The sequence below is a fragment of the Streptomyces albireticuli genome (assembly GCF_021228125.1).
GTDB classification, from domain to species: Bacteria; Actinomycetota; Actinomycetes; order Streptomycetales; family Streptomycetaceae; genus Streptomyces; species Streptomyces albireticuli.
Map to the genome: position 1 here is coordinate 255,203 of NZ_JAJQQS010000006.1, position 23,102 is coordinate 278,304.

The window sequence follows — 23,102 nt, forward strand, 5'->3', positions numbered from 1 at the left end:
CGGTTCCCTGGCAACCTTCCAGCTTGCCGTACCGACCGATGAAAGCAGCAGCACGGAACCCGGCGCTCCACCCGGCGGCCTGTCCACGGCCCGCCGACCCCCGCCGATCGGCGGGGGTGACCTTGGACCCACGACGGATTCCGCTCCGGCGCGCCACCCGGCAGAGTGCTGTCCATGCTGCATCATGCCGGGGCCCGTCCCCGCACGCCCGGCCGCGGGCGGCGCGCCAGCGTCGTCCTGGTGGCCGGGGCGTGTGTCGCCCTGGCGACGGCATGCGGCGGCACGCGGTCGCAGGCCGCCGCGTCCCCCACAAGCGGCGGCCTGTCCGTGTCCTACGAGGCCCCGGCCCGGGGCGGCGGCGCCGAGCGCGACTTCCTGCGCGAACACCGGCCCGCCGAGAAGGTCGCCGAGGACGTCGGCGGGGCGCTGCGCCTGCGGAAGGCGATCGCCATCGTCGGCCGGTCCTGCGAGAAGGGCGACGTCCCCGAGTACGACCCGGAGACCCGGCGCATCGTCCTCTGCTACTCCTACGTCGCCGAGGTCCGCTCCATGTTCGAGCGCGCCCACGACCCCGACCCGGCCGGCCGCACGGCCGGAGTGCTCACCGAGACGCTGTACCACGAGGTCGCCCACGCGCTCGTGGACACGCTGGGCCTGGCCCCCACGGGCCGCGAGGAGGACGTCGCCGACCAGTTCGCCGCGTACCGGCTGATCCCCCGGGGCCCGGAGGGCCGCGCGGCGGTCCTGGCCGCCGCAGACAACTACGCCCAGTACGCCCGCGAGTCCCGCCCCGAGGACGTCGACCTGGGCGCCGAACACCCGCCGGACGCGGCCCGGGCGGCGAACTACCGCTGCTATCTGTACGGGGCGTCGGAGGCGGAGGGCTCGGACGGGGACGCTTCGTCGGACGACGACCTCGTCGACGGGACGGTGCTGACGGAGGAGCGGGCGTCGCTGTGCGAGGGGGAGTACGGGGCGTTGCGGCGGGGGTGGGACGGGTTGCTGGGGCCTTATCGGAGGGGGTAGGGGGCGGGGGTTGCCGCTGCGCGGGGCCTTTCCCCTACCCGCCCCTTCCCGAATGTCCTCAAGCGCCGGACGGGCTGATTTCAGCCCGTCCGGCGCTTGAGGACACCGCGCGGAGCGCGGAAAGGGGGCCCGGGGGCGAAGCCTCCGGTTTCGGGAAGGGGCGGGTAGGGGACATAGCCCCGCGCAGCGGCACCCACCCGCTCAGTACGGAGGCGGAGGCGGCGCCGGCCCCAGCGTCGTCGTCCCCGGAGCCGCCCGGTGCCCCAGCCCCGTGCGGTACGCGTCCAACGCCGCCTCCACCCGCCCCGTACGCCGCAGCAGATCCCCCAGCAGGCGGCAGAGGTCCGCGAGGTCGCCCGCCGCGCCCGTGCGCTCCAGGAGGGACAGGGCCGAGCAGTAGTGCTCCTCCGCGGACTCGTGCTCGCCGCGCTCCTCCGCGATGAGGCCCAGCAGGCGGTGCGCGCCGCCCGCGTGGACGGCGCCGCGCTCGGCGCCCAGCGCCGAGGGCGCGAGCAGCGGGCTCAGCAGCTCGGCGGCCGCCGCGGCCTTGCCGCGCCGCCGCAGCACGTCCGCCAGTTCCACTTCCACCTGCGTGGTGAACAGCACCGCGCGCTTGGCGGCCAGCATGTCGCGGGCCGTGCGCAGCTCGCTCTCGGCGCCCTCCAGATCGCCGGCCTGGGAGCGCACGTAGCCGCGCATCCAGTGGCAGTGGGCCAGGTCGGTGCGGACGCCCAGCTTGCGGTACAGCTCCTGGGCGCGGGCGAGGGAGGCGTCGGCCTCCGCGATGCGGCCCTCGGCGATGAGGGTCCGGGCGACGCCGCGGTGCATTCCGGCCACCAGCGCCGGATCCCTCACCTGCGGTGCGAGCGACTGCGCGAGCTGCGCGGCGTGGACGGCGCGGGCGTGCGCTCCCATGTCCATGTACGGGGCGATGGAGGCCGTGTGGAGGTGCATCAGCGCCTCCGCGTCGTGCGTACCCGAGGCGGTCAGCGCCTCGACGGTGGTCTCCAGGAGATAGCAGGCGTAGCGCAGTTCGCCCGCCAGCAGATGGGCGGTGGCCCGGCCGCGCAGCGCCGGTACGCGCCGGGGCAGCGGCTCCTCGGCGAGCAGCCCTTCGGCGGTGGCGAAGTGGTCGCGGGCCTCGGCGAGTTCACCCGTCTCCAGGCCGCACTCGCCGAGCCCGAGGAGCGCCGTGAACTGCTCCTCCACCAGGCCCAGCCGGGCCGCGTCCTCCCGGGCCGCGCGGAACAGCCCGGCCGCGTCCTCCGCGGCGCCCGTGGACAGCGTGCGCCGGGCGGCGGCCAGCCGTTTCCGTACACCGGTCGCCGAGTGCGGGGGCCTGCCGGTGCCGGCGGGCCCGTCCGCCCGTATGCCGTGGGTGCTGTTCTCCGCCACTGCCGCCCCTCGGTAGGTTGCGCCGTGCGCATCGTCAAGCGATCGGTGTCCCGCAGGTGAAGAATCTGTTCGTACGTGAGGATGGAACCATGCCCCAGCCCGTCGGCGAAGCGGCCGTCGTAGCACCGCCGTACGCCCCGGCCACCGTCCGTCAGCCGGGGCTCGTCCTCACCGATCACCACTTCGACGTACCGCTCGACCACGCGGACCCCGACGGTGAGCGCATCCGGCTCTACGCACGCGAGGTCGTCGCGACCCGGCGCGCCGGGGAAGAACTCCCCTGGCTCGTCTACCTCCAGGGCGGCCCCGGCTTCCCCGCGGGCCGCCCCCTGGGCCGGGAGAACTGGCTCGACCGAGCCCTGGACGACTACCGCGTCCTCCTCCTCGACCAGCGGGGCACCGGCCGCTCCACGCCCGCCAACCGCCAGACGCTGCCGCTCCGCGGCACCCCGGCCCGGCAGGCCGACTATCTGGCCCACTTCCGGGCCGACTCCATCGTCCGCGACTGCGAGCACGTCCGGGCGCGGCTGACCGGCGGCCGGCCCTGGACCGTGCTCGGGCAGAGCTTCGGCGGCTTCTGCGCCGTCACCTACCTGTCGCTGGCACCGGAGGGGCTGGCGGAGGTGCTGATCACGGGCGGTCTGCCGTCCCTGGACGCCGACGCGGACACCGTCTACCGCGCGGCCTACCCGCGCATGGAGCGGAAGTCCCTCGCCCACTACGCCCGCTACCCCGGCGACGAGGACGCCGCCCGGCGCATAGCCGCCCATCTCGCCGACCACGAGGAGACCCTGCCGGACGGCACCCTGCTGACCGTGGGCGCCTTCCAGCAACTCGGCATCCTCCTCGGCACGGGGGACGGCTCGCACCGGCTGCACTACCTCCTGGAGGACGCCTTCGTGCCCACGGCCGCCGGGCCGCGGCTCTCCGACGCCTTCACCGAACAGGCCGCGGCGGTGCTCTCCCGCGCGCAGTGCCCGCTCTACGCAATCCTCCATGAGGCCATTTATGCCCAGGACGGGCGCGCGACGCACTGGTCCGCGGATCGCGTCCGCGCGGAATTCCCGCAGTTCGACCGGCATACGGACGAGGGGGCGCGTTTTCTCTTCACGGGCGAGACCGTGCACCCCTGGATGCTTCGCACGCACCCTTCCCTGCGCCCCCTGCGCCCTGTCGCGCAACTCCTCGCGGAGCGTGAGGGGTGGGGACCGCTGTACGACGCGGCCCGGCTGGCCCGGAACACGGTGCCGGTGGCGGCGGCGGTCTACCAGGACGATCTGTTCGTGGACACGGGGCATTCGCTGCGGACGGCCGAGGGGATCGGGGGGTTGCGGACGTGGGTGACGTCCGAGTTCGAGCATGACGGGGTTCGGGTGGGTGGGCGGGTGGTGCTGGATCGGTTGCTGGGGTTGGTGCGGGGGGAGTTGTGACGGGGGGTTGGCCGGGGTGAGGGGCGGGTGCGGCGTGGGGGTGCGGGCGGGTTGCCGCTGCGCGGGGCTCTGTCCCCTACCCGCCCCTTCCCGAACCGGGGCTCCGCCCCGGACCCCGGTCCTCAAACGCCGGACGGGCTGATTCGTTGCCCGGAACCGGGCGAATTCAGCCCGTCCGGCGCTTGAGGACACCGCGCGTCAGCGCGGAAGGGGGCCCGGGGGCTTGCCCCCGGTTTCGGGAAGGGGCGGGTAGGGGACAAGGCCCGCCGCAGGCGCACCACCCCGCCCGCACCCCCACGCCGCACCAACCCCACACCCCAACCCCGCCCCACCCATTGCCCCCCACCCCCCGACTCCCTACCTTGGGCCGCACCCACCGCCGCCCCCGGGAGTCCCCGTGCGCAGACGAATACCCCTCACCCTCGCCCTCACCGTCGCCGCAACCCTCATCACCGCGGCAACAGCCACAGCAACCCCCGCACCAACCCCCGCCCCCACCCAACGCCCCCAACCCGTCGAATACTTCACCGGCCCCGACGGCCACCCCCGACACACCACCGTCCCCGCGTCCCCCACCCCTCCCCACCCCCTCCGGCCGTCCGCCCCCGGTGACGGCGACGTGACGCCCGTCGTCGAGAACGGGCCCGTCGCCACCAAGCTCGACGTCGTCTTCGTCGGGGACGGGTACACCGGTGCCGAGCAAACCGACTTCCACGCGGACGTCCGCGCCAAGTGGGAGAAGATCGCGGCCGTCGAGCCGTACGCCTCCTACCGGCGGCTCTTCAACGTGTGGGCCGTCAGCGCCGTGTCGCGTCAGTCCGGTGTCTCCGGCGACCCCGTGCAGGGCGTCGTGAAGGACACCGCCCTGAAGTCCACGTTCTTCTGCGACGGCATCGAACGGCTGCTGTGCGTCGACACCGGCCGCGTCGAGTCGTACGCGGCGAGGGCACCCGCCGCCGATCTCGTCGTGGTGCTGTCCAACTCCGCCAAGTACGGCGGCGCGGGCTACAACGACGTCGTCTCGCAGGTGGGTTACGACGGCATCGCCACCGCCTCCTCCGACCACTCCAAGTCCGACCAGGTCGCCGTCCACGAGACCGGGCACTCGCTCGGCAAGCTCGCGGACGAGTACCAGTACGACGAGTACGGGACGTACACCGGCGCCGAGCCCTGGGAGGTCAACATCAGCAAGCTGCGCGCCGACGAGCAGGCCGCACAGCGGATGAAGTGGTACCGCTGGCTGGGCGAGACCTCGCCGGACGGTGGGGCGGTCGGTGCGTACGAAGGCGGCGGCTACTACCCCAAGGGCCTCTACCGCCCCACCGAGAACTCCGAGATGCGCACGCTCGGCCGTGAGTTCAACCTGCCGGGCCGCGAGGCGATGATCGCGGGCTTCCACCGGCACGCGAGCGTCCTGACCAGCGAGGTCGCGCCGGGCGCCGAGGTCGGCCGCGGCGACCGGATCGAGGTCCGGACGCCGGCCGCCACGACGGTCGTCCGGTGGTACGCCGACGGGCGCGAGGTCTTCCGCGCCCGCGGCCGGACGGCGGTCACCCCGCGCTTCCTCGGCATCCGCCCGGACGGCCGCGCGCACGTGGTGACGGCGACGGCCGTGGACACGACGGACGCGGTGCGCGACCCGGAACTGCGGCGGCGTCTGACGGGCTCGCTGAGCTGGCACGTGACGCGCTGAGCGGGTTCGTGACGCGCCGAGCCGGTACGTACGGCGCCGACGGGGGCGGGGCTGCTCGCTTCCGGCAGCACGTACGGCGCCGGCGCCGGCGGGGCTTCCGCTGACCCGGCGTCCGGCAGCGCGTGCCGCGTCGTGGGCGGGGCTTCCGCTGACCCCGCGTCTGACAGCGCGTGCCGCGCCGTGGGCGGGGCTTCCGCTGACCCGGCGTCCGACAGCGCGTACCGCGCCGTGGGCCGGGCTCACGCTACCCCGCGTCCAGCACCCCCGCCTCGCCCCCGTAGGCCCGCACCACCCGCCCGTACCCCCTGGCCAGTGCCGCCCCCGCCGCCTCCCGCACGCGGTCCGTCGGGTCGCCCGCCGCCAGCGACTCGTGCAGCGCCTCGAAGCCCAGCTCCCGCGCCGTGTTCGCCAGGGCCGCGAACGCCGCCAGCTCGGCCCGTACGGCCGGGTCGGCGGCGCGCGGGCCCGCCCGTTCGACGAGGAGTCCCTCCAGGAGCAGCCGGCGGTGGTGGGCGAGGGGGTGGTAGCTGCGGCGCAGGGCCGCGCTGTCGAGGAGGACCCGGGAGAAGACCCGGGCCTGGTCCATGGAGTCCTCCTCCAGGGCGATCTCGAAGGCTTCGACGTAGGCGCGGCCCAGCCGTTCGAGGAGCTGGGCGCCCGTGGCGGCGCCGGTCACGGCGGCCGTCACCTTCGGCTCGAAGTCGTCGCGGCGGCCGAAGAAGATGTCCTCCTTCGACGCGTAGTGCGTGAAGACGGTGGCCGGGGCCACCTCCGCCGCCGCTGCGATCCGGGTGAGCGTCACGGCGTCGAAACCGTCCTCGGCGAAGAGCCGGAAGGCCGCCTGGGCGATCGCGCGGCGGGTGCGCTCCCGCTTGCGCTCGCGCAGACCGGTCGTCGCGGGGGGTGAGGTCCGCGCGCGGGGCGCCGGTGCGGTGTCGGTGCGGGCGGCGGAAGTCATACCTCCAGAATAGCCGCCCGGCCAGCAGAATTAGAGGTGCTACATTTTTATAGCGCCTCTAATTCCGAGTACCGGAGGGTGCCGCCTCGCCGCGTCACCTTCCGCCGTCCCCGCAAGACGTCCCCCCAAGACGTCCCCCGGTAAGCCGTCCCCGTAAGCCGTCCCGTCCCCTCAAGCCGTGTCCGCAAGTCGTGCCCTCAGCGTGAGGACGTTCCGCCATGCGCACAGCCGACTCGTCGCAGCCGCCGGCCCGGAACCACCGCGAACCCGCAGCCGCCCCCGCCTCCGAAGCCGCTCCCGAAGCCGTACCCTCCTCCGCCCCCGGCCGGCCCCGGTCCGCCACCGCCGTCCTCGTCCTCGCCTGCGCCGCCCAGTTCATGGTCATCCTCGATGTGACGATCGTGAACGTGGCGCTCCCCGCCATGCGTGCCGAGTTACGCCTCGACGCCGCGGGCCAGCAGTGGATCGTCAACGCCTACACCCTCGGTTTCGCCGGCCTGCTGCTCCTCGGCGGCCGGACGGCCGATCTCGTCGGCACCCGCCGCGCCTTCCTGGCCGGCGTCGTCGGCTTCACCCTCGCCTCCCTGGCGGGCGGCCTCGCCACCGGGGGCGGTCCGCTCGTCGCGGCCCGCGCCGTCCAGGGCGCCGGCGCCGCGTTCCTCGCGCCCGCCACCCTCGCGCTGATCATGCGGACCTTCACCGAACCCGCCCCGAGGGCCCGCGCGATGGGCGCCTGGAGCGTCGTCACGGCGGCCGGCGGCGCGGTCGGGGCGGTGGTCGGCGGGGCGCTCACCGAGTACGCCGGATGGCGCTGGGTGCTCTTCGTCAACGTCCCCATAGGCGCCGCGCTGCTGACCGCGGCGCTCCTGTACGTACCGGCGGCGGGCGGCGGCCGGGGCGGGGCGCGCCGGCTCGACCTGCCCGGCGCCCTCACGGTCACGGCGGGCCTGACCGCCCTCGTCCACGGGACGATCGGCAGCGAGACGCACGGCTGGGGCTCCCCGCACGTCTGGGGCCCGGCCGGCGCGGGGGCGCTGCTGCTGGCCGGATTCGTCGTCATCGAGTCGCGGGTCGCCCAGCCGCTCGTACCCCTGGCGATCCTGCGCCACCGCGGCCTCGCCGTCGCCAACCCGCTGGTGATGGCGATGAGCGGGGCCGGGTTCTCGATGTGGTTCCTGCTCTCCCTGCACCTCCAGCAGAATCTGGGGCTCGGCGCGGTCGAGGCGGGTCTGTGCTTCGTGCCCGGGTCGCTCGCCATCATCGTGGGCGCGCGGACCGCGACCCGTCTCGTCGCCCGTACGGGGTCCCGCCCGCTGGTCGTCGCCGGGATGGCGCTGAGCACCGCCGGCTTCGTGTGGCTGTCGCGGATCGGCGGCGCGGGCGGCGGTTACGCCGACGAGGTGGCCGGGCCGTTCGTCCTCGCGTCCCTCGGCTTCGGGCTGTCCCTCATGCCCGCCATGGTCGCCGCCACCAGCGGCACGGACCCGGCCGAGGCCGGGCTTGCCGCCGGCCTCGTCAACACCTCCCGCCAGGTCGGCGGCGCGCTGGGCCTCGCCGTGCTCGCCACCGTCGCCTCGCACACCACGGCCGCCCGCCTGGCCCGGCGGCCCCACGAACTTCAGCAGGCGCTGACCGCCGGATACGGCCGGGCCCTGCTGACCGCCGCCGCGTTCACCGCGTGTGCGGCGCTGGGCGCCTTCGCCCTGCCCGGCGGGCGGGGGAGGACGCCGTGACACCACTCGCGCGCGACGAAGCGGTCGACGCGGCAGCCGAAGTATCAGCCGACGTATCAGTCGACATAGCATTCGAGGAAAGGGCCACCGTGCCCAACGAGTTGAACCACATCATCGTGCACGTCAAGGACCGCCGGGAGACAGGGGCGTTCCTGGCCTGGCTGGCGGGATCGTCCGAGGCGCCCCTCGACTGGGGTCCCTTCACACAGGTGACCTCCTCCAACGGGGTGGGCGTCGACTTCGCCGACGACCTCGTTCCGGCCGAGAACATCAACTTCAGCCACCTCGCCTTCCTCGTCACGGACGGGGAGTTCGACGCGGTCCTCGCCCGGATCGCGGAGCGTGAGCTGCCCTTCTGGGCCGACCCGCTGCTGGCGGAGGAAGGCAAGATCAACCACGACTACGGCGGGCGCGGCGTCTACGTCCGCGACCCGGGCGGCACCTGTGTCATCGAGTTCATCACGACGCCGTACGGGGAGCAGCCGTCGGAGCGGTCCCAGCGGGCGACACCGGAGGCGACGGCCGCGGCGCACGGCGGCGGAACGGGGGGCTGACGGCTCCGGGGGCTTGACGGTTTCCGGGGGCGACGGGTCTCGTCCCGCCCCGGACGCGGCCGCAGGTCCCTGCCGACCGCACGGGCCGACGGCGCCGTCGTCGGCGCCGGGAGCCCAGCCCGCCCTGGGAGCCCAGCCGGCCCCTGGGAGCCCCGCCCGCCCCGGGTGCGACCGGACGTCCCGCTCACCAAACGGACCGACGGCGTGCGGTGAGCGGGCCCGGCGGATCCCGCCCCGCTCACCGCACCAGTTCGCGCTCCAGCGGCGTCCGGAAGCGGGGCGTGACCCGGGCCTCGCCCATCCAGTCCGTCAGCCCGGCGGCCTCCGCGTTGATCGCGGAGGCCGCTTCGCGGCCCACGTCCGTCAGCGGCCGCCAGACGATCTGCCCGTTCGCGCGCTGGGCCCAGCCGCCCACGACCCGGCCGTCCCACCACACCGTCGGCCCGACGTTCCCGGCCCGGTCGAAGAGGGCGGGTACGAGGTCGGGCGACAGGTACCAGTCCCGGCCGCGCCAGCCCATCGGCGTGGGGTCCAGGCCGGGGAGCAGCGCGGCCCACGGTTCGGCGGGCGGCACGTCGTCCAGGTCGTCCGGCAGGGCGTACCCGGTGACGCCGCCCGTCAACTCCACCTCGGCCGCGCCCGCATCGGCCAGTGCCTTACGGGTGTCGCCGAGCGTCCAGCCCGTCCACCACTTCAGATCCGCCTCCGTCGCGGGCCCGAAGGAGCCGAGCCAGCGCCGGGCGATCTCCGCCTTCGCCTCCCGCACGTCCATCTCCGGGATCCGCGGCACGGGCGCCCACGGGTACAGGCTGCTGGTCCACGAGCCGCGCGGGCGGGCACGGCGCACGTGCCCGTCGGAGGCCAGCAGCCGCAGCAGCCGGCTGCCGACGCTCTGCCGCGACTCGTACGGCTTGCCCACCGAGACCGCGATCGTCTCCCGCAGGGCGGGCACGTCCTTGGCGAGCTCGGCCGTCGTCGCCTCACCGCGCGCGGCGAGCGCGTCCAGCACCTCCCGCTCCGTCCGCGCGAGCCGCCGCTCGTCCCACCCGCCTTCGGTGCCCTGCTGGAGGAACTTCACGAACTGGGCGCGCTCGCGCACCGCGATCGCGCGGGCGGTGGAGGATTCGACGTACGGGGCGAGGGCGGTGCTCACGGCGAAGATCGTGCGCCGCATGGACAGCAGCTTCACCAGCGTCACGTCCTCGTAGAGCGCCCGTTCCACCTCGGCGGGCGAGGGCTCCGCCAGCCGCGCGCACGCCGACAGGTACACGGTCGCGGCGTCCGTGGCGTGCAGCCCCACGAGCGCGTCGGCGACCTCCTCGACGGACGTGGCGCGGTGCGCGGGGGACAGGAGGTGCCGCCGCGCGAGGCGGGCACGGCGCTGGTCGTCGGAGACGCGGGGGCGGGCGGTCATGGGGTGAGCGTAGAAGGGATATAGGGCGGAATCTGTCCTCATGGGGGCGGCGTCCGGGCGATCCCGGCGGCCGGGGCCGGTGGTTCCCCGGCCGGTAGCGCCCCCAGTCGGTAATGAGGTGCGCGGGCGGAGGGGTGTCTGAGACGGTGCGCGCCATGGACGACACCACGAACACCACGGACACCACCGACGAGACGCGTACGATCGCCGCCCCCGCCCCTGCCCCTGCCCTCCGCCGCGCCGCCGCCCCGGACGCGGAGGCCGCGGCCGAGGTCTGGCTGCGCTCGTACGACGCGGCCCTGCCGACGGTCCGCCGTGCTCACTCGGACGACGAGGTGCGCGCCTTCTTCCGGCATGTGGTGATCCCGGAGCGGGAGACCTGGGTAGCGGAGGCGGAGAGCAGGGAGGGCGACGGCGGCATCGTAGGCGTGATGGTCCTGACCGAGGCTGAGTCCGAGTCCGAGTCCGAGTCCGAGGCTGAGTCCGAGGCCCGGACCGAGGGCGCCGCCGGCGCCGGTCACGTCGACCAGCTCTACCTCGCCCCGGCCTGGCGCGGCCGCGGCCTGGGCGACCGCTTCCTGTCCCTGGCCAAGGAGCGCTTCCCCGCGGGCCTGGAACTGTGGACCTTCCAGATCAACACTCCGGCCCACCGCTTCTACGAACGCCACGGCTTCACGGCGGCCGAGCGCACGGACGGCTCCGGAAACGAGGAACGGGAACCGGACGTCCGCTACGTCTGGCTTCCTCGATCCCGGTGAGGAAACACGACAGAGGCCCTCAGGATTTCTCCTGAGGGCCTCTGCACGCTGTGCACTCGGCAGGATTCGAACCTGCAACCTCTTGATCCGTAGTCAAGTGCTCTATCCGTTGAGCTACGAGTGCTCGGCGTTCCGGCGGACGGGCCACCGGTCGGCGTTGCGGAAGCAATATTACCCGACGTGCGAGGGTGGATTTCCCCGCCGGGAACCGCCGGTCCTCATCGTGTGACGCGCGCCATGAAACGCTCGCCGCCGTTCTCGCCGGGGACCCCGGGAACCCCGGAAGCCCCGGACGCCCGGCGGCGGCCGGCCAGGCTCCGGACCAGGTGGGCGCGCGAGCTGTACTGGAGGGCCATGCGCTCGACGCGTCGCGTCAGCGGGAAGAAGCCGTCGAAGCAGGGCACGACGTATTCGAAGTCGTAGAGGCTCCGCAGGGACGGGCTGTCGGTGATCTTCTTGAACGACACGGCCACCTCCCAGTCGAGCGAATAGCGCCCGAGGGCCTCCTTGCGGACGGCCCGCAGCATGTGTTCCGAGAGGCCGTTCCCCCGGAAGTCCCCGCGCACCCAGAGGCCGCCCGGGAAACCCAGCAATCCGGAGACCCTCGGCATTTCCTCGGGAAGTACGAGGTCCAGGGTGCCCGAGTGCTGGTCGCACGGTCCCTCGCAGAAGACCCGCATCGTCCGGATCAGTTCGCGCACATCGAGGGTGCGGAACGTCCGATAGGCGATGCAGCTCGCGATGCGGCCGTCCCGGTCCTCGGCGGCGATCCAGAAACTCGTGTCGGGGGAGAGGAGGCTGTGACGCGGATCAAAGGCCGGATTCACACCGTCCGCGTCGGCGGCGCTGCCGAGGTGGCCGAGGAATTCCGTGAAATCCGACTTCGGGACGAGGGTCAGGCCCAGGGCCTCCGCCCATTCCCCTTCCCGTTCCGGCGGCCGCTCTTCCGTCCGCTCTTCGGTTCGCGCTACTGCGGTACTCACCGCTCTTCCTCCCCGGGCCGCCGGGCCCTCCGGGCGGCACAGTTCATGATCCACTGCCGGTCGCCCGGACGATTCGCGACGCCCGGGAAAATGGCGCGATCTTGGCGCCGTACAACCTTGCCGGGCGCACGGCGGTCATGGTTCCGGAAACCGAACGGGGACTCAGGGAGAGGGATTTGGCTCGTGTGGTGTTCGGACTGCCGGAAGGAACCGGCGGTGCACAGACCGGGGCGCTGCGACGGCTGCGAGGGCGGCCGGACGGGCATCCCGCCCACCGGGGCGCACCCGGTGGACGACGCGCGGCCGGTGACGGGCGCGCGGCCGCCTGAGGGCACGTACGCGCCGGGTGCCGCCGGTGGCGTACGCGGGGGTGTGACGGACCGGCCGGCCGCGGGGGATCGCGGGGATCCGGCGGCCGGGCGACGGCCGCCGGACGTCAGGACCCCGCGGCCCCCGGCCGCCGCGCGGCGGGCAGGGCGCAGGCCGCCGTGCCGCCCGGCATCCTCTGCCGGTTGTCCGCCACCAGCCGGTAGACGCCGTGGGCGACCCAGCGCACCGGCGGCAGCCTCAGCACCGCGCCCAGGACGGCCCAGCCGCCGCCCGCGCTGAGCAGCAGCTTGGCGACGGCCTGGGCGCCGCCGTACACCGTTCCGGCCGGGGTGATCCACAGCAGCTCGTGCTCGGCCCGTTCCTGGGTGACACCCAGGGCGTCCAGCTCGGCGAACTGCCAGGCGGTGACGGAGCAGCGGGGCCGGACGTGCTTCTCGGCGGCGTTCACCGAGGTCGTGCAGAAGCCGCAGTCACCGTCGTAGACGAGCACAGGTTGGGTGCGCATGAGCCTCATGATGCCGGGCGGGGCGCGGGAGGGGACGGCCGGGGTCGCCCACGCCGATGGCAGGAACGGGCGGGAACGGGAGTTCCGAACTTCACCTATGCGGGTGAGCCCGGACCCCGGCCTCCCCTAAAGCGGTTTATCTGCCTTGTGTCACGCCAGATCTAGGGCGAGCGAGCGCACCACCCGCCCGGGCCGTGGAGGATCCGCCGGGGCGGTCCGAAGCGTCGGAGCAGCATCGGGCGGGCGTCGTCCCGCCGGGGGAGGACGTTCATGTACGCACTCACACGTCTGGGCCGGGTCGCGGTGGCGGCGGGAGCCGCGCTGGTGCTGGTCACCGGTCTCTCCACCAGCGCCCAGGCCGCCACGGGCCCGTTCGACTACGTGTCGGTGACCCACGGGGATCTCACGCTCGATGACCCGGACAACGACGTCTGCTTCCTTCTGCCCGGCGGTGCGCTGCGGGCGACCAACGGCACGAACACGAGGGCCACGCTCTACGCGGAGCCCGGAGACTGCGAGTCGCAGGTCGTCGGGACGCTCCAGCCGGGCATGGCGAGGAACTTCGAAGGCGGGACGCTTCCGCGCGCCGTGCAGTTCGGCTGAGGGGGGCGGCGGCGCGGTGCCGGAAGGGCGTCGTGCCGGGCGTTCTTGAAGGGCGCCCTTGAACGGCCGTAGGGCGGGCGCCGGTGGCTCCCGCCCCTTCGCGGTGTGCGGGACCGGGCGGCCTGAGGCCCGCAACCCGGCCGCGCCGTCCGCACGGGTCAGTCGAGCCGCATGCGGTACCGGAGCGTGCGATCCCTCGCGGTCATGGTCATCACACAGAACTCCATGGGCAGCCCGTCCCCGCCGAGGATCAGCCGCGACAGGACGAGTACGGGCTCGTGCCCGCCGAGCCGCAGCGCCTCGCGCTCCTCCTCCGTGGGCATGCGGGCGGTGACGGTCTCCTCCACCCGGGTGGCCACGTGGCCGAGTTCGGCGAGCAGGGTGACCGCGCCGCCGGGCACCTTCCTCGGCTCGGCGAGGGCCGTTCCGGCGGCGACGCGCGGCGGGTAGTACGAGTCCGCGAGCTCGACCGGCACGTCGTCGAGGAGGATCAGGCGGCGCCGTGAGACCGCCTGCCCGCCCGCTTCGAGCCCGAGGGCCCGGGCGATGGCGTCGGGCGGCACGACCGTCCCGGCGGAGAGGAGCCGCTGCCCGCCGCGGCGCCGGCTCTCACCGGCCTCCTCCGCCCAGGCGTCGGGCTTCCCCCGGCCGCGTGGGGTGAGGTACCTGGCGGAGTCGCTCTCCCAGGTCTGCCGCGGTGTCTGTTCCGGCACGATCGCATTCCTTCCGTCCGTCCGCACCATCATGAGCTTCCCGGACGATCCGGAGTAGGCCGCGTCCGAGGAGGCGCGAACGCGGAGCGGAAAATAACGATTTGTACGGGGTCGGCGCGTCGGGCTAATTTCCTTTCCGTTTACTTGATCGGCAGGGAAAGGTTCATGCGCAGAATCACAGGGGGACTGGTTTCCGCCGCGCTCATGGTCGGTGCGCTCACGGGCTGCGCTTCGGGCGACGGTGATGCCGGTAAGGCCGACAAGGCCGAGGCGTCCGGCAAGGCCGCGGGGAAGACGGAACCGTCGAAGCCCGCGGTGCCGTCCGCGACGGAGACCGCCGAGTCCGGGCGGGGCAGTGGCACCAGGGTCGGCGAGGCCGGCTCGGCGTGTGAACTCCCGGTCTCGTTCGAGACGGCCGAGGGCTGGAAGGCGAACACGATGTCGGAGGCCGAGAGCGACCTCCTCGGGGACATCACCCACCACAAGTCCCTCAAGGGCACCTGTGAGATCGACACCAAGGATCGCGCGATCAACAGGATGCTGGTGTGGACCGGGCCCGCGACGGACTCGTCCGCGCGGCATGTGCTCGACGTCTTCATGACCGAGGAGGGCAAGTACCTCGTCGAGAGCAAGTACCAGGACCTCAAGGTCGGCGGGCAGCCGGCGGTGGAGGTCGTGTACAAGCTGAACAGCCCCAAGCTGGGGGAGGACCGGGAGCAGCGGGCGCTCGCGCTGTCCACCCCGAAGGGCGTGGCCGTGATCCAGCTCCGTGGCTTCGACACGGAGGAGCACCGGCGGATTCTCCCGGTGTACGAGCTGGCGAAGAAGACCATGGCCGGGGCCTCTGCCACGGCGAATTAACGGCCGTCAGAATTTCGCGCGCGAATCCCGGGGGACGGCCTTCGTCGCCCCCCGGGGGAAGGTGTGGATTCAAGTTCTTCCGTAATTCGGCCCTTGCCGGTTCGTTTTCCGGGAGGAGAAACGGTTATGGCACGGGTTCGAGCCATGGCGCCGGGGGCTCGGGTGGGCGGTGGGGCCGGAGCCGCCGTCGCTCTGTGACCTGTGTTTCCTGTGGGCGTCGAGCCCCGGCGGGCGCGTGTCGTGGCGCGGCCGTGGCTCGTTCCGGTGGCCCCGGATCCGCTGGCCGGAAGCCTCCGATGTGCGCAATTCGGCTACGGGCGTACCTTTTTGGTGCGGCAAGGAGTGGAAAGTGCCGGAGGGATATCCGGGTTCTCTGACTTTCCGCTCGGGGTGTCGGGCGCGTAGCGACCCCAGTACCTGATCGCCGCGACATCCGTACCGCATCGTGCATCGAAGATGACAACTCTGGGCACTCGACCGTGAGGAGTTCTCCGATGGCCGTTTCCGACGCCGAACTGTTCCAGCAGTGGCAGCAGTTCCAGCAATGGCAGCAACTGCACCAGCAGCACCAGACGAGCGGACCCGACGCCCCGCACGAGAAGAAGAACGTGCTTCTCACCGCGAAGACCGTTCGGGGCAGCATCATCGGCATGGCGCAGGCGGAGATGAGCGCGAACCTCACCACCGCGGACGGTGGCGGTATCGGGGGCCAGCGGATCAGTTTCGTCGTCACCAGCACGAATCAGGAGTTCGGCACCGCCACGACCGACTCCAACGGTGACGCGAACCTCGACTCCGGTGCGAACATCAGCGACCCGCAGCTGATGGCGACGGCGGCGTTCTCCGGATACACGGCCGTCTATCACGGCAACACGGACTACAACCCGGCGAAGGCCAGGGGGAAGTTCATCGTCGGTCTGTGATCCCTGAAGTTCCGGCGGTGCGGTGCGGTGGGGGAAGCGGATCGGCTGCCGTGGACTCGCCCGCCGTGCCGCCGGTCGTCGTGCCGGCCCGGAGCCGGGGGTTCCCCGGCTCCGGGCCACCATGGGCGTGGCTCCCTACTGCCGGGCCTCCTCGTCCCACAGATCGGTGCGGTGCGCGGCTACGAGCGCGCCGACGGCGGCGAGGAACCCGTCGGCCGGTCGCGGGGCGAGGCGGCGGCCGTCACGCAGGCGTACGGCGAGGTGGCCGTCGGCCGCCTCCTTCGCGCCGATGACGGCCTGGTACGGCACGAGGCGCGCCTCGCGGACGCGCGCGCCCAGGGTGCCGCGTTCGGGGCCGGCGACCTCCGCCCGTAGACCCAGTTCGGCGCACCGGCGGGCGACGGCCTCGGCGTCGGGCACCTGGGCCTCGGAGACGGGCAGGAGGGCGAGCTGGGTGGGGGCCAGCCAGGCGGGGAAGGCGCCGCCGTGCCGCTCGATGAGATGGGCCACGGCCCGCTCCACACTGCCGATGACGCTGCGGTGGACCATGACGGGGCGGTGCTTGGCGCCGTCCGCGCCGATGTAGTGCAGGTCAAAGCGTTCGGGTTGGTGGAAGTCGATCTGGACGGTCGACAGGGTGGACTCCCGGCCCGCGCCGTCGGCGACCTGGACGTCGATCTTCGGCCCGTAGAACGCCGCCTCCCCCTCGGCCGCCTCGTACGGCAGGCCGGAGCGGTCGAGGACGTCGGTGAGGAGCGCCGCCGACCGCTCCCACATCCCGGGGGCGGCGACGTACTTCCCGCCGGGCCCCGGGAGGGAGAGCCGGTAGCGGGCCGGGGTGATCCCGAGCGCCTCGTACGCCCGCCGGATCATCTCCAGCGCGGCGGCCGCCTCGTCGGCGACCTGGTCCAGGGTGCAGAAGATGTGCGCGTCGTTGAGCTGGATGGCCCGTACGCGGGTCAGGCCGCCGAGTACGCCCGAGAGTTCGGACCGGTACATGCCGCCCAGTTCGGCCATGCGGAGCGGCAGTTCGCGGTAGCTGTGGGAGCGGGACCGGTAGATCACGGCGTGGTGCGGGCACAGGCTCGGACGCAGGACCACCTGCTCGGCGCCGAGGTCCATCGGCGGGAACATGTCGTCGCTGTAGTGCGACCAGTGCCCCGAGATCTCGTACAGCTCCCGCTTGCCCAGCACGGGCGAGTACACATGCCGGTAGCCCGCCTTCCGTTCCGCCTCCCGGATGTACTCCTCCAGCGCGTGACGTACGGCCGCGCCGTCCGGCAGCCAGTAGGGAAGCCCGGACCCGATCAGCGGATCGGTGTCGAACAGGCCGAGTTCGCGGCCGAGTTTGCGGTGGTCGTGGGCGGTGTCCCGCATGGCGGTCTCCTCGCGTACGTGGAGCGAGCGCCGCAAGCCGAAGCCCCGGGGCGCTCGCCCCGGGGCTTCGGACTGGACATCTGTCAGCGCGCCGGGACACTCTCCGGCGTCGTCGTCATGGTGTCGGCGCGCTTCATGGCGGGGACGGTAGCAGGGGGCGGGGCGGGGTGCACGGGGTTTTCCGGTGGGCGCGCGTCGGGCGATGCGTCTGGAACAATTACCGGAAAGCGAAAGGCGGTTGATTTATTCAGCTGATCGGATGGGCTGGATATACGCCTTTCAAGTTTGGAGATTAGTCCAGTATCAGGAAACCGGGTGGGGAGTTAATCTCGCCTCGACAGGCCCGGCGCCGAGTCTCCGAATTCTCTCCGCAGGGCACCCTCTTTCGGCCGCGTTCGTCATGCGCGCGCCGACCTCGACGCCGCACTCGTAGAAAGAGAGGAGAGCGAAATGAGCAACGACACTCCCACCGAGGCCCTCAACGTCCCGGCGGAGGACGGCTCGACGGCTGTCGCCGACGCGCCGGCACCGGCGGATGCGGTAAGGGCCGTCGTGCAGGCCAACGGGGTCCTCGTCCCCGCGCAGAGCCTCGGCGCGACGTCATCGACCAGGCTGTCCCTCGGCACCTACCAGGTCTGCTTCAACGTAGTGGTCACCCGCGGGACCTATCTCGCGACCGTCGGGCTTCCCGGCAACATCGGCACTCCGCCCACCGGTGAGATCACCGTCACGGGCCGGGCCGGCACCAACAACTGTCTGTTCCTTCAGACGTTCAACTCGGCGGGCGCGCTGGCGGACCGCAGCTTCCACGTGGTCGTGGTGCGGTAGAGCGACGACGAGGCCCGACAAAGGGGCGTCCGAAGCCATGGAAGGTGGCTTCGGACGCCCCTTCCGACTGTACCGGCACGGTTCATGGCATGGGCCGCACCGGTCACGTGGGTGTTCGCGTCAGGTCGTCGCGTACGAGGCGGTCGCCGAACGCCACGACGATCCCTACCGCGCCGTGAACTCGTACTGCAACTCGTAGAGATGCCCGGCCTTCGCCATGACCGCGACCTCGACCGGCCGTTCGTCGTCGCTGTACAGCGTCCTGAGCGTGCGGAGCACCGGCAGGCTGCTGGGCAGCCGCAAGGCGTTGAACTCCTCCTGGGTGGGGACCCGGGCCGACACCTTGTCCACGCTGAGCCGGGGCGGAAAGCCCAGCTCGGCGAGGAGGGTGGGAGTGCCGCCCTTGATCCTGCGACGTTCCGTGAGGGCCGTGCCCAGGGCGATCTCCAAGGGGTAGTAGCACTTGACGAGTTCGACGGGTTCGTCGTCGATCAGGAGTATCTGGCGTCGCAGCAGCGCGGTGCCGCCCTTGGCGATGTTCAGGGCCGCGGCCACGTCCGCCGCGGGCGTCACCTCGGCGACCTCCAGCAGCTTGCTGCGTGCTTCCCCGCCCAGCTTGGCCGCCTCGGTGAGCCAGCGGTACGGCGCGCCGGTCGCCGACGGGGCCATGTAGGCGGCGGGACGCATGGTGCGCTGACGACGCGGGCGTACGGTGACGGCGCTGCCGGGTCGCCCGATGACCAGGCGCTCCTCCTTGAGGAGTTGCAGCGCCTTCTGGATCGTGGCGTTCGAGGCGTCGAACTTCTCACGGAGCTGCGTGGTGGACGGCAGGTTGTCGCCAGGGGCCAGGTCACCGCTCATGATCTCGTCGCGCACCGCCGCCGCGATTTGCTCATGCGGCTCGCGGGGAGCGGTGAGGACGCCCTCCCTGAGCGCCTGTGTGAAGGCGGCGTACGCGGCGGGGTGGATGCGTAGTGTCGGGCCGGTGGGGCGTTTGGAGTCGCGTATGGAGACGGGGCCGGCGGATATGCCCTTGGGTAGGGCGATTTCCACGCAGGTGTCGACGGAACCGGAGCTATAGCTGCTCTTCTTGAACCTCACTGCGTCTCCTCGGCGATCCTTGCGATGAAGTCGCGGGACGCCTCAGGGTCCAGTGCCTGGGTGCGCAGGCGATCGAACGCGACGTCGTAGCGTGCGACCTGGTCATCCTCTTCAAGGTAGTGGGAGGTCGTGAGTGGCTCCACGGCCACGACAGGAGAGCCGACCTCGAAGTGGAAGACCGTATAGGCGCCGTCCAGCCCCGTGTGCATGCCTGCTTTGAACGGGATGACCTGGAGTTCCACGTTCGGCTGCCTGGAGACGGTGAGCAGGTGTTCAAGTTGCTGCCGGAGGACGGAAGGCCCGCCGAGCTCGCGCCGGAGAGACGCTTCGTCCAGCACGCATCGTAGGGCGAGTGAGGAGGACGTCAGGACCTCCTGTCGCTTCATGCGCAGCTCGGTGGACGCTCGTGCCTCACGCGCTGTTCTCAGTACGCTGATGCCTCCGATGGCGGCAGAGGCGTATTCGACCGTCTGCAGCACACCTGGGATGAGCAGCGCCCCGTAGAGGTCGATGCCTGTGGCGATCTGCTCCATTTCCAGGAAGTCGGCGAATCGGTCGCTGATGACGTCCTTGTACTGGACGTAGAGGCTCTGGTGGCGGCTGCTGTCGGCGAGCTTCGCGATCTCCCGGACCTCTTCGACACGTTCCGCGTCCGTCACCCCGTAGGCGGTGAAGAACCTCTCCGGATCGGTGCGCTGCCTGCCGTTCTCGACCTTGCTCAACGTCGGGCTGGAAACGCCCAGCAGCTTGGCGCCATCTGCGAGGTTGAGGCCGGATCTCACCCTCAAGGTCTTCAGCGCCGCGCCGAGCCTTCGACGCAACAGGGTGGGCGTGATGTCAGCCAAGCGATCACCTCCTTCGGGGCGACTCTAGCGAGAGCAACTGCACTGAGATGTGCGAGCGTTCACTCAATGGGGGCAATTAGAGGTGAAAGTTTCGCCGCTCCTCGTGCCGATCGGGAAGATGTGGCTGCTGTCGACGGAGCCCGGGGAGGCGCGAGGCGATGACATACAGGAACGGCGCGTTCGTGGTGGACACCCGCGAGGGACGGGTCGCGCAAGTGATCGGAAGCGCGGGCGGCCGCGTTCAACTGCGCAAACCCGGGGGCGGGCTGGAGTGGGAGGTCCCCTTCGCCGCGTTGCGGCTGGCCACTCGGGAGGAGCGGGAGGCCGCCGGGCTGCTGCCGCCCGGGAGCCGTCCGGCCTACGGCTGTACGGAGTGCGCCGAGCTCGACGCCGCGCGGCGGGCCGCGGCCGGTGGGGACGATGCCGTCAAGGCCGGGGACGCGCTCGTCGCCCAGCGGAGGCACTGGCGGTCGGCGCACATGGTGACCGGAGGGGTGGGGCGGTGACGGTCGTCAGGGCCGCGTGCACCCACCCCGTGGGGTGGACGCATACGAGAGGCGAGGCGCGGTGCCGCGCCTGCGGCGTCGTGCGGTTCACGGACTACGGGGCCGTACGCCCGCCGGGGTTGCCGGAGGCGGTCACTCCGGCCCCGGCGGGGGCCCGGTGCGCGGACCGGGCCGCCGCGTCGTGGATCTCGGAGGCCGCACGCCGTCGGCGGCGGCCGGGTCCCGCGGTGGCACCCGTCGCGGGGCTCGCGTGGGCGGTTCGCCGTGAGGGCCGTAGCGCTCATGGGGCGTACGTCCTCTAGAGGCTGCGGGCGGCGATGTCGCCGTAGGACGTGGTCGCGTGGATGTCCAGGCCGACGGTGCCGCCGGTGTTCAGGAGCGCGTTCTGGATGCGGCCGTAGGCGGTGCCCGCGTCCAGGGTGGCCGAGACTCCACGGGCTGCGCCGACCGAGATGTCGCCGTGCTCGGTGCGCAGTTCGACCGTACCGCGCACGGCCTCGGCGATGTGGAGGTCGCCCTTCTGGGTGCTGAGCCGCGCGGCGCCGCCCAGGCGGCCGACCGAGATGTCACCGGCGGCGAGGACGAGGTGGGCGCCGTCTGTCTCGTCGAGCTTGACCGAGCCGTGCGCGCTCTCGAAGGTGACGTCGCCGAGCCGGCCGACGCCCCGGAGCTCGGCGGTGGCGGCCTTCGCCTCGACGTGGGAACCGGCGGGCAGCTGGACGGTCACCTCGACGGAACCGGGGTTGCCGAGGGGCTTCGCCGCGGGGGCCGCGATCCGCAGGACGCCGTCGCCGTACTCGACCGTGGTCTGCTCCGCGGCCTTCACGTCGCGGCTCTTCGAGGCGTCCGCCGGCATGACCTCGACCGTGGTGTCGGCCCGGTCGGCGGCGATGAGGCGGATGCGTCCGGCGGGGATGTCGAGGACGGCGGAGACGGGGGCGGCGGTGGCGAACTTCTGCATCGTGCTCTCCTTGAGCTCGTCGTTTCTGATGACGCAAACGCTACGTTGCATTCCAAAGAGCTTCAACATGTTCGTTGCCTAGAATCTGCGTTTATGCAGGTCAATGGCCTTTAATCATTGCAACGAGTCTCAGAGGTAACGCAACGACAGCCGCGCGTGCGTTGCAATGAACGAAGTGTGAACGCTATGCTGGCGACATCGAGCGAGAACGAAGGAGATCGCGATGCCGGGAGGCAGACTCACCCAGCCCGAACGCCAGCAGATCGCGCTGGGGCTGGCCGACGGCCTCGCCTACGCGGAGATCGCCCGGCGTCTCGAACGGCCGACCTCGACGGTCACACGTGAGGTCATGCGCAACGGCGGCCCCACCGCCTACCGCGCAGACCTGGCGCACCGCGCCACCGAGCGCCGCGCCCACCGGCGCAGGCAGGCCGCGCCCCGCGGTGCGGAGGCGCCCCCGCAGGCGCACGGGCGCGACGCCGAGGCCGTGCGCGAGTACGAGGAGACGTTCACGACCGTCCTCATGCAATCGGGCCTGCCCAAGATGATGGCCCGGGTGCTGACCTGCCTCTACACCACGGACGAGGGCAGCCTCACCGCCGCCGAACTCGTCCAGCGACTCCAGGTCAGCCCGGCGTCCATCTCCAAGGCGATCACGTTCCTGGAGGGGCAGGGCCTCGTCCGCCGGGAGCGCAACGAACGCCGCCGCGAGCGCTACGTCGTCGACGACGACGTCTGGTACCAGGCGATGGTGGCCAGCGCCCGGTCCAACGCCCAGGTCATCGAGACCGCCCGGCAGGGCGTCGGCGTCCTCGGCGCCGACACCCCGGCCGCCGCCCGCCTGGAGAACATCGCCCGCTTCCTCGACTTCGTCAGCGAGACCATGACCCGCGCCGCGGAGCAGGCCCGCGACGTCCTCCACACGAAGGCCGCGACGCCTTCGGCCGGCACCGCCGAGCCCGGTCCGGATCGCGGATAACCGAGCCGCGGATAACCGAGCTGCGGATATCCGGATCGCGGATAGACAGCCTCAGGTGGACGGGAACGCGTGACGCCGGGCTTCCGGAGCACCCCCGTCGCCCCGGAAACCCGGCGTCACGCGCGTCCCACCGGGGGCAAGGGCTGCCCCGGCCGCGCACAGGCCCCTGTCAGGACAGGGCGTGCCCCGTCGTCGCGTCCACGTGCCCCGGCACCTCCTCGTGACGGTCCCCGACCGTCAGCGTCCCCGTCGGCTCGAACAGCAGGATCGTCGCGCCCCCGGGCGCGTACGGCTTGTGCTCCGTGCCGCGCGGGACCGTGAAGACCGAGCCCTTGGGGAGGGTGACGGAGCGCTCGTCGGGGTCCCGCACGGCGATGCGCAGCTCGCCTTCGAGGACGTGGAAGAACTCGTCGGTGTGCTCGTGCACATGCCAGATGTGCTCGCCCGCGACCTTGGCGACGCGGACGTCGTAGTCGTTGACGCGGGTCACGATGCGAGGGCTCCACAAGGCGTCGAAGGAGGCCAGAGCCTCTCGCAGGGCGATGGGTTCATTGCTCATGCGCCCATCCTCGGGACTGTCCGGCCGCTTCCGTGAGTGCTAGAAATCGCACATGGCGCAAGAATCC

The 23,102-nt window shown here is 72.3% G+C and carries 24 protein-coding genes and 1 tRNA gene; 13 read left to right on the forward strand and 12 right to left on the reverse strand.

What is annotated here, in order from left to right:
- The first annotated feature begins 174 nt into the window (after positions 1–174).
- On the forward strand, positions 175–1,026 hold the full coding sequence (locus LUZ64_RS14095; protein WP_232390048.1) for a DUF4344 domain-containing metallopeptidase: 852 nt from the start codon (positions 175–177) through the stop codon (positions 1,024–1,026).
- A gap of 201 nt (positions 1,027–1,227) precedes the next feature.
- Here the strand turns inward: LUZ64_RS14095 and LUZ64_RS14100 are convergent, their stop codons facing one another.
- On the reverse strand, positions 1,228–2,421 hold the full coding sequence (locus LUZ64_RS14100) for a tetratricopeptide repeat protein (RefSeq protein WP_232390049.1): 1,194 nt from the start codon (positions 2,419–2,421) through the stop codon (positions 1,228–1,230).
- Between the two features lie 89 nt (positions 2,422–2,510).
- Between LUZ64_RS14100 and LUZ64_RS14105 the strand changes: the two genes are divergently transcribed.
- Both LUZ64_RS14105 and LUZ64_RS14110 read left to right on the forward strand, forming a co-directional pair.
- Complete coding sequence (locus LUZ64_RS14105) at positions 2,511–3,851, forward strand: alpha/beta fold hydrolase (protein ID WP_232390050.1); 1,341 nt, start codon at positions 2,511–2,513, stop codon at positions 3,849–3,851.
- A gap of 397 nt (positions 3,852–4,248) precedes the next feature.
- Positions 4,249–5,544 carry a M64 family metallopeptidase gene (locus LUZ64_RS14110; RefSeq protein ID WP_232390051.1) on the forward strand — a complete coding sequence of 432 codons (1,296 nt, stop codon included), beginning with the start codon at positions 4,249–4,251 and terminating at the stop codon, positions 5,542–5,544.
- Positions 5,545–5,788: 244 nt separating this feature from the next.
- On the opposite strand, the gene LUZ64_RS14115 is transcribed toward LUZ64_RS14110, so the two are convergent.
- A complete protein-coding gene (locus tag LUZ64_RS14115) occupies positions 5,789–6,502 on the reverse strand; it encodes a TetR/AcrR family transcriptional regulator (protein WP_232390052.1) in 714 nt (237 codons plus the stop codon).
- Positions 6,503–6,720: 218 nt separating this feature from the next.
- Here LUZ64_RS14115 and LUZ64_RS14120 point away from each other — a divergent pair, with 218 nt between their 5' ends.
- A complete protein-coding gene (locus tag LUZ64_RS14120; RefSeq protein WP_095580543.1) occupies positions 6,721–8,235 on the forward strand; it encodes an MFS transporter in 1,515 nt (504 codons plus the stop codon).
- Positions 8,236–8,324: 89 nt separating this feature from the next.
- Positions 8,325–8,789 carry a VOC family protein gene (locus LUZ64_RS14125; RefSeq protein ID WP_232390053.1) on the forward strand — a complete coding sequence of 155 codons (465 nt, stop codon included), beginning with the start codon at positions 8,325–8,327 and terminating at the stop codon, positions 8,787–8,789.
- A gap of 238 nt (positions 8,790–9,027) precedes the next feature.
- Here the strand turns inward: LUZ64_RS14125 and LUZ64_RS14130 are convergent, their stop codons facing one another.
- Positions 9,028–10,203, reverse strand: a complete 1,176-nt coding sequence (locus LUZ64_RS14130) for a winged helix DNA-binding domain-containing protein (RefSeq protein WP_232390054.1) — start codon at positions 10,201–10,203, stop codon at positions 9,028–9,030.
- A gap of 155 nt (positions 10,204–10,358) precedes the next feature.
- Here LUZ64_RS14130 and LUZ64_RS14135 point away from each other — a divergent pair, with 155 nt between their 5' ends.
- The gene (locus LUZ64_RS14135) at positions 10,359–10,961 is read left to right on the forward strand and encodes a GNAT family N-acetyltransferase (protein WP_232390055.1); all 603 of its coding nucleotides are present in this window, start codon (positions 10,359–10,361) and stop codon (positions 10,959–10,961) included.
- A 51-nt stretch (positions 10,962–11,012) separates the two neighbouring features.
- Here LUZ64_RS14135 and LUZ64_RS14140 read toward each other — a convergent pair.
- The 3 genes from LUZ64_RS14140 to LUZ64_RS14150 all read right to left on the reverse strand — a co-directional run bounded on the left by LUZ64_RS14140 (position 11,013) and on the right by LUZ64_RS14150 (position 12,779).
- Positions 11,013–11,085: transfer RNA gene (locus tag LUZ64_RS14140), tRNA-Arg, on the reverse strand.
- A gap of 94 nt (positions 11,086–11,179) precedes the next feature.
- The gene (locus LUZ64_RS14145; RefSeq protein WP_095583581.1) at positions 11,180–11,944 is read right to left on the reverse strand and encodes a hypothetical protein; all 765 of its coding nucleotides are present in this window, start codon (positions 11,942–11,944) and stop codon (positions 11,180–11,182) included.
- A 436-nt stretch (positions 11,945–12,380) separates the two neighbouring features.
- A complete protein-coding gene (locus LUZ64_RS14150; RefSeq protein ID WP_095583580.1) occupies positions 12,381–12,779 on the reverse strand; it encodes a thiol-disulfide oxidoreductase DCC family protein in 399 nt (132 codons plus the stop codon).
- A 270-nt stretch (positions 12,780–13,049) separates the two neighbouring features.
- Between LUZ64_RS14150 and LUZ64_RS14155 the strand changes: the two genes are divergently transcribed.
- Complete coding sequence (locus LUZ64_RS14155) at positions 13,050–13,382, forward strand: hypothetical protein (protein WP_095583579.1); 333 nt, start codon at positions 13,050–13,052, stop codon at positions 13,380–13,382.
- Positions 13,383–13,540: 158 nt separating this feature from the next.
- Here the strand turns inward: LUZ64_RS14155 and LUZ64_RS14160 are convergent, their stop codons facing one another.
- Positions 13,541–14,095, reverse strand: a complete 555-nt coding sequence (locus tag LUZ64_RS14160) for a GntR family transcriptional regulator (RefSeq protein ID WP_232390056.1) — start codon at positions 14,093–14,095, stop codon at positions 13,541–13,543.
- 165 nt (positions 14,096–14,260) lie between these two features.
- Between LUZ64_RS14160 and LUZ64_RS14165 the strand changes: the two genes are divergently transcribed.
- Entirely contained in the window at positions 14,261–14,956 is a 696-nt protein-coding gene (locus LUZ64_RS14165) for a lipoprotein (RefSeq protein WP_095583578.1), read from the forward strand.
- A 494-nt stretch (positions 14,957–15,450) separates the two neighbouring features.
- Positions 15,451–15,879, forward strand: coding sequence for a hypothetical protein (locus LUZ64_RS14170; RefSeq protein ID WP_095583577.1), 429 nt, complete (start codon positions 15,451–15,453; stop codon positions 15,877–15,879).
- Positions 15,880–16,014: 135 nt separating this feature from the next.
- Here the strand turns inward: LUZ64_RS14170 and thrS are convergent, their stop codons facing one another.
- Positions 16,015–17,292 (reverse strand): threonine--tRNA ligase, encoded by a 1,278-nt coding sequence (thrS, locus tag LUZ64_RS14175; protein ID WP_308251420.1) that lies wholly within the window; start codon positions 17,290–17,292, stop codon positions 16,015–16,017.
- 414 nt (positions 17,293–17,706) lie between these two features.
- Between thrS and LUZ64_RS14180 the strand changes: the two genes are divergently transcribed.
- Positions 17,707–18,084, forward strand: coding sequence for a hypothetical protein (locus LUZ64_RS14180; protein ID WP_095583575.1), 378 nt, complete (start codon positions 17,707–17,709; stop codon positions 18,082–18,084).
- A 165-nt stretch (positions 18,085–18,249) separates the two neighbouring features.
- Here LUZ64_RS14180 and LUZ64_RS14185 read toward each other — a convergent pair whose 3' ends face one another.
- Together LUZ64_RS14185 and LUZ64_RS14190 are read right to left on the reverse strand one after the other, a co-directional pair.
- The gene (locus LUZ64_RS14185) at positions 18,250–19,185 is read right to left on the reverse strand and encodes a UTRA domain-containing protein (protein WP_095583574.1); all 936 of its coding nucleotides are present in this window, start codon (positions 19,183–19,185) and stop codon (positions 18,250–18,252) included.
- Complete coding sequence (locus LUZ64_RS14190; RefSeq protein WP_095583573.1) at positions 19,182–20,030, reverse strand: helix-turn-helix domain-containing protein; 849 nt, start codon at positions 20,028–20,030, stop codon at positions 19,182–19,184. The genes LUZ64_RS14185 and LUZ64_RS14190 overlap by 4 nt, the downstream gene beginning before the upstream one ends.
- A 158-nt stretch (positions 20,031–20,188) precedes the next feature.
- On the opposite strand from LUZ64_RS14190, the gene LUZ64_RS14195 reads away from it, so the two are divergent.
- The gene (locus tag LUZ64_RS14195) at positions 20,189–20,536 is read left to right on the forward strand and encodes an NUDIX hydrolase (protein WP_095583572.1); all 348 of its coding nucleotides are present in this window, start codon (positions 20,189–20,191) and stop codon (positions 20,534–20,536) included.
- Positions 20,533–20,838: a DUF6255 family natural product biosynthesis protein gene (locus tag LUZ64_RS37735; RefSeq protein WP_372471988.1), complete on the forward strand. Its 306-nt coding sequence runs from the start codon at positions 20,533–20,535 to the stop codon at positions 20,836–20,838. The genes LUZ64_RS14195 and LUZ64_RS37735 overlap by 4 nt, the downstream gene beginning before the upstream one ends.
- On the opposite strand, the gene LUZ64_RS14200 is transcribed toward LUZ64_RS37735, so the two are convergent.
- Positions 20,835–21,497, reverse strand: coding sequence for a DUF4097 family beta strand repeat-containing protein (locus tag LUZ64_RS14200; RefSeq protein WP_095583571.1), 663 nt, complete (start codon positions 21,495–21,497; stop codon positions 20,835–20,837). The two genes, LUZ64_RS37735 and LUZ64_RS14200, sit on opposite strands and share 4 nt — an antisense overlap.
- Positions 21,498–21,720: 223 nt before the next feature.
- Between LUZ64_RS14200 and LUZ64_RS14205 the strand changes: the two genes are divergently transcribed.
- Positions 21,721–22,476, forward strand: a complete 756-nt coding sequence (locus LUZ64_RS14205; RefSeq protein WP_095583570.1) for a GbsR/MarR family transcriptional regulator — start codon at positions 21,721–21,723, stop codon at positions 22,474–22,476.
- Between the two features lie 169 nt (positions 22,477–22,645).
- Here LUZ64_RS14205 and LUZ64_RS14210 read toward each other — a convergent pair whose 3' ends face one another.
- A complete protein-coding gene (locus LUZ64_RS14210) occupies positions 22,646–23,035 on the reverse strand; it encodes a cupin domain-containing protein (RefSeq protein ID WP_095583569.1) in 390 nt (129 codons plus the stop codon).
- Positions 23,036–23,102 lie beyond the last annotated feature (67 nt).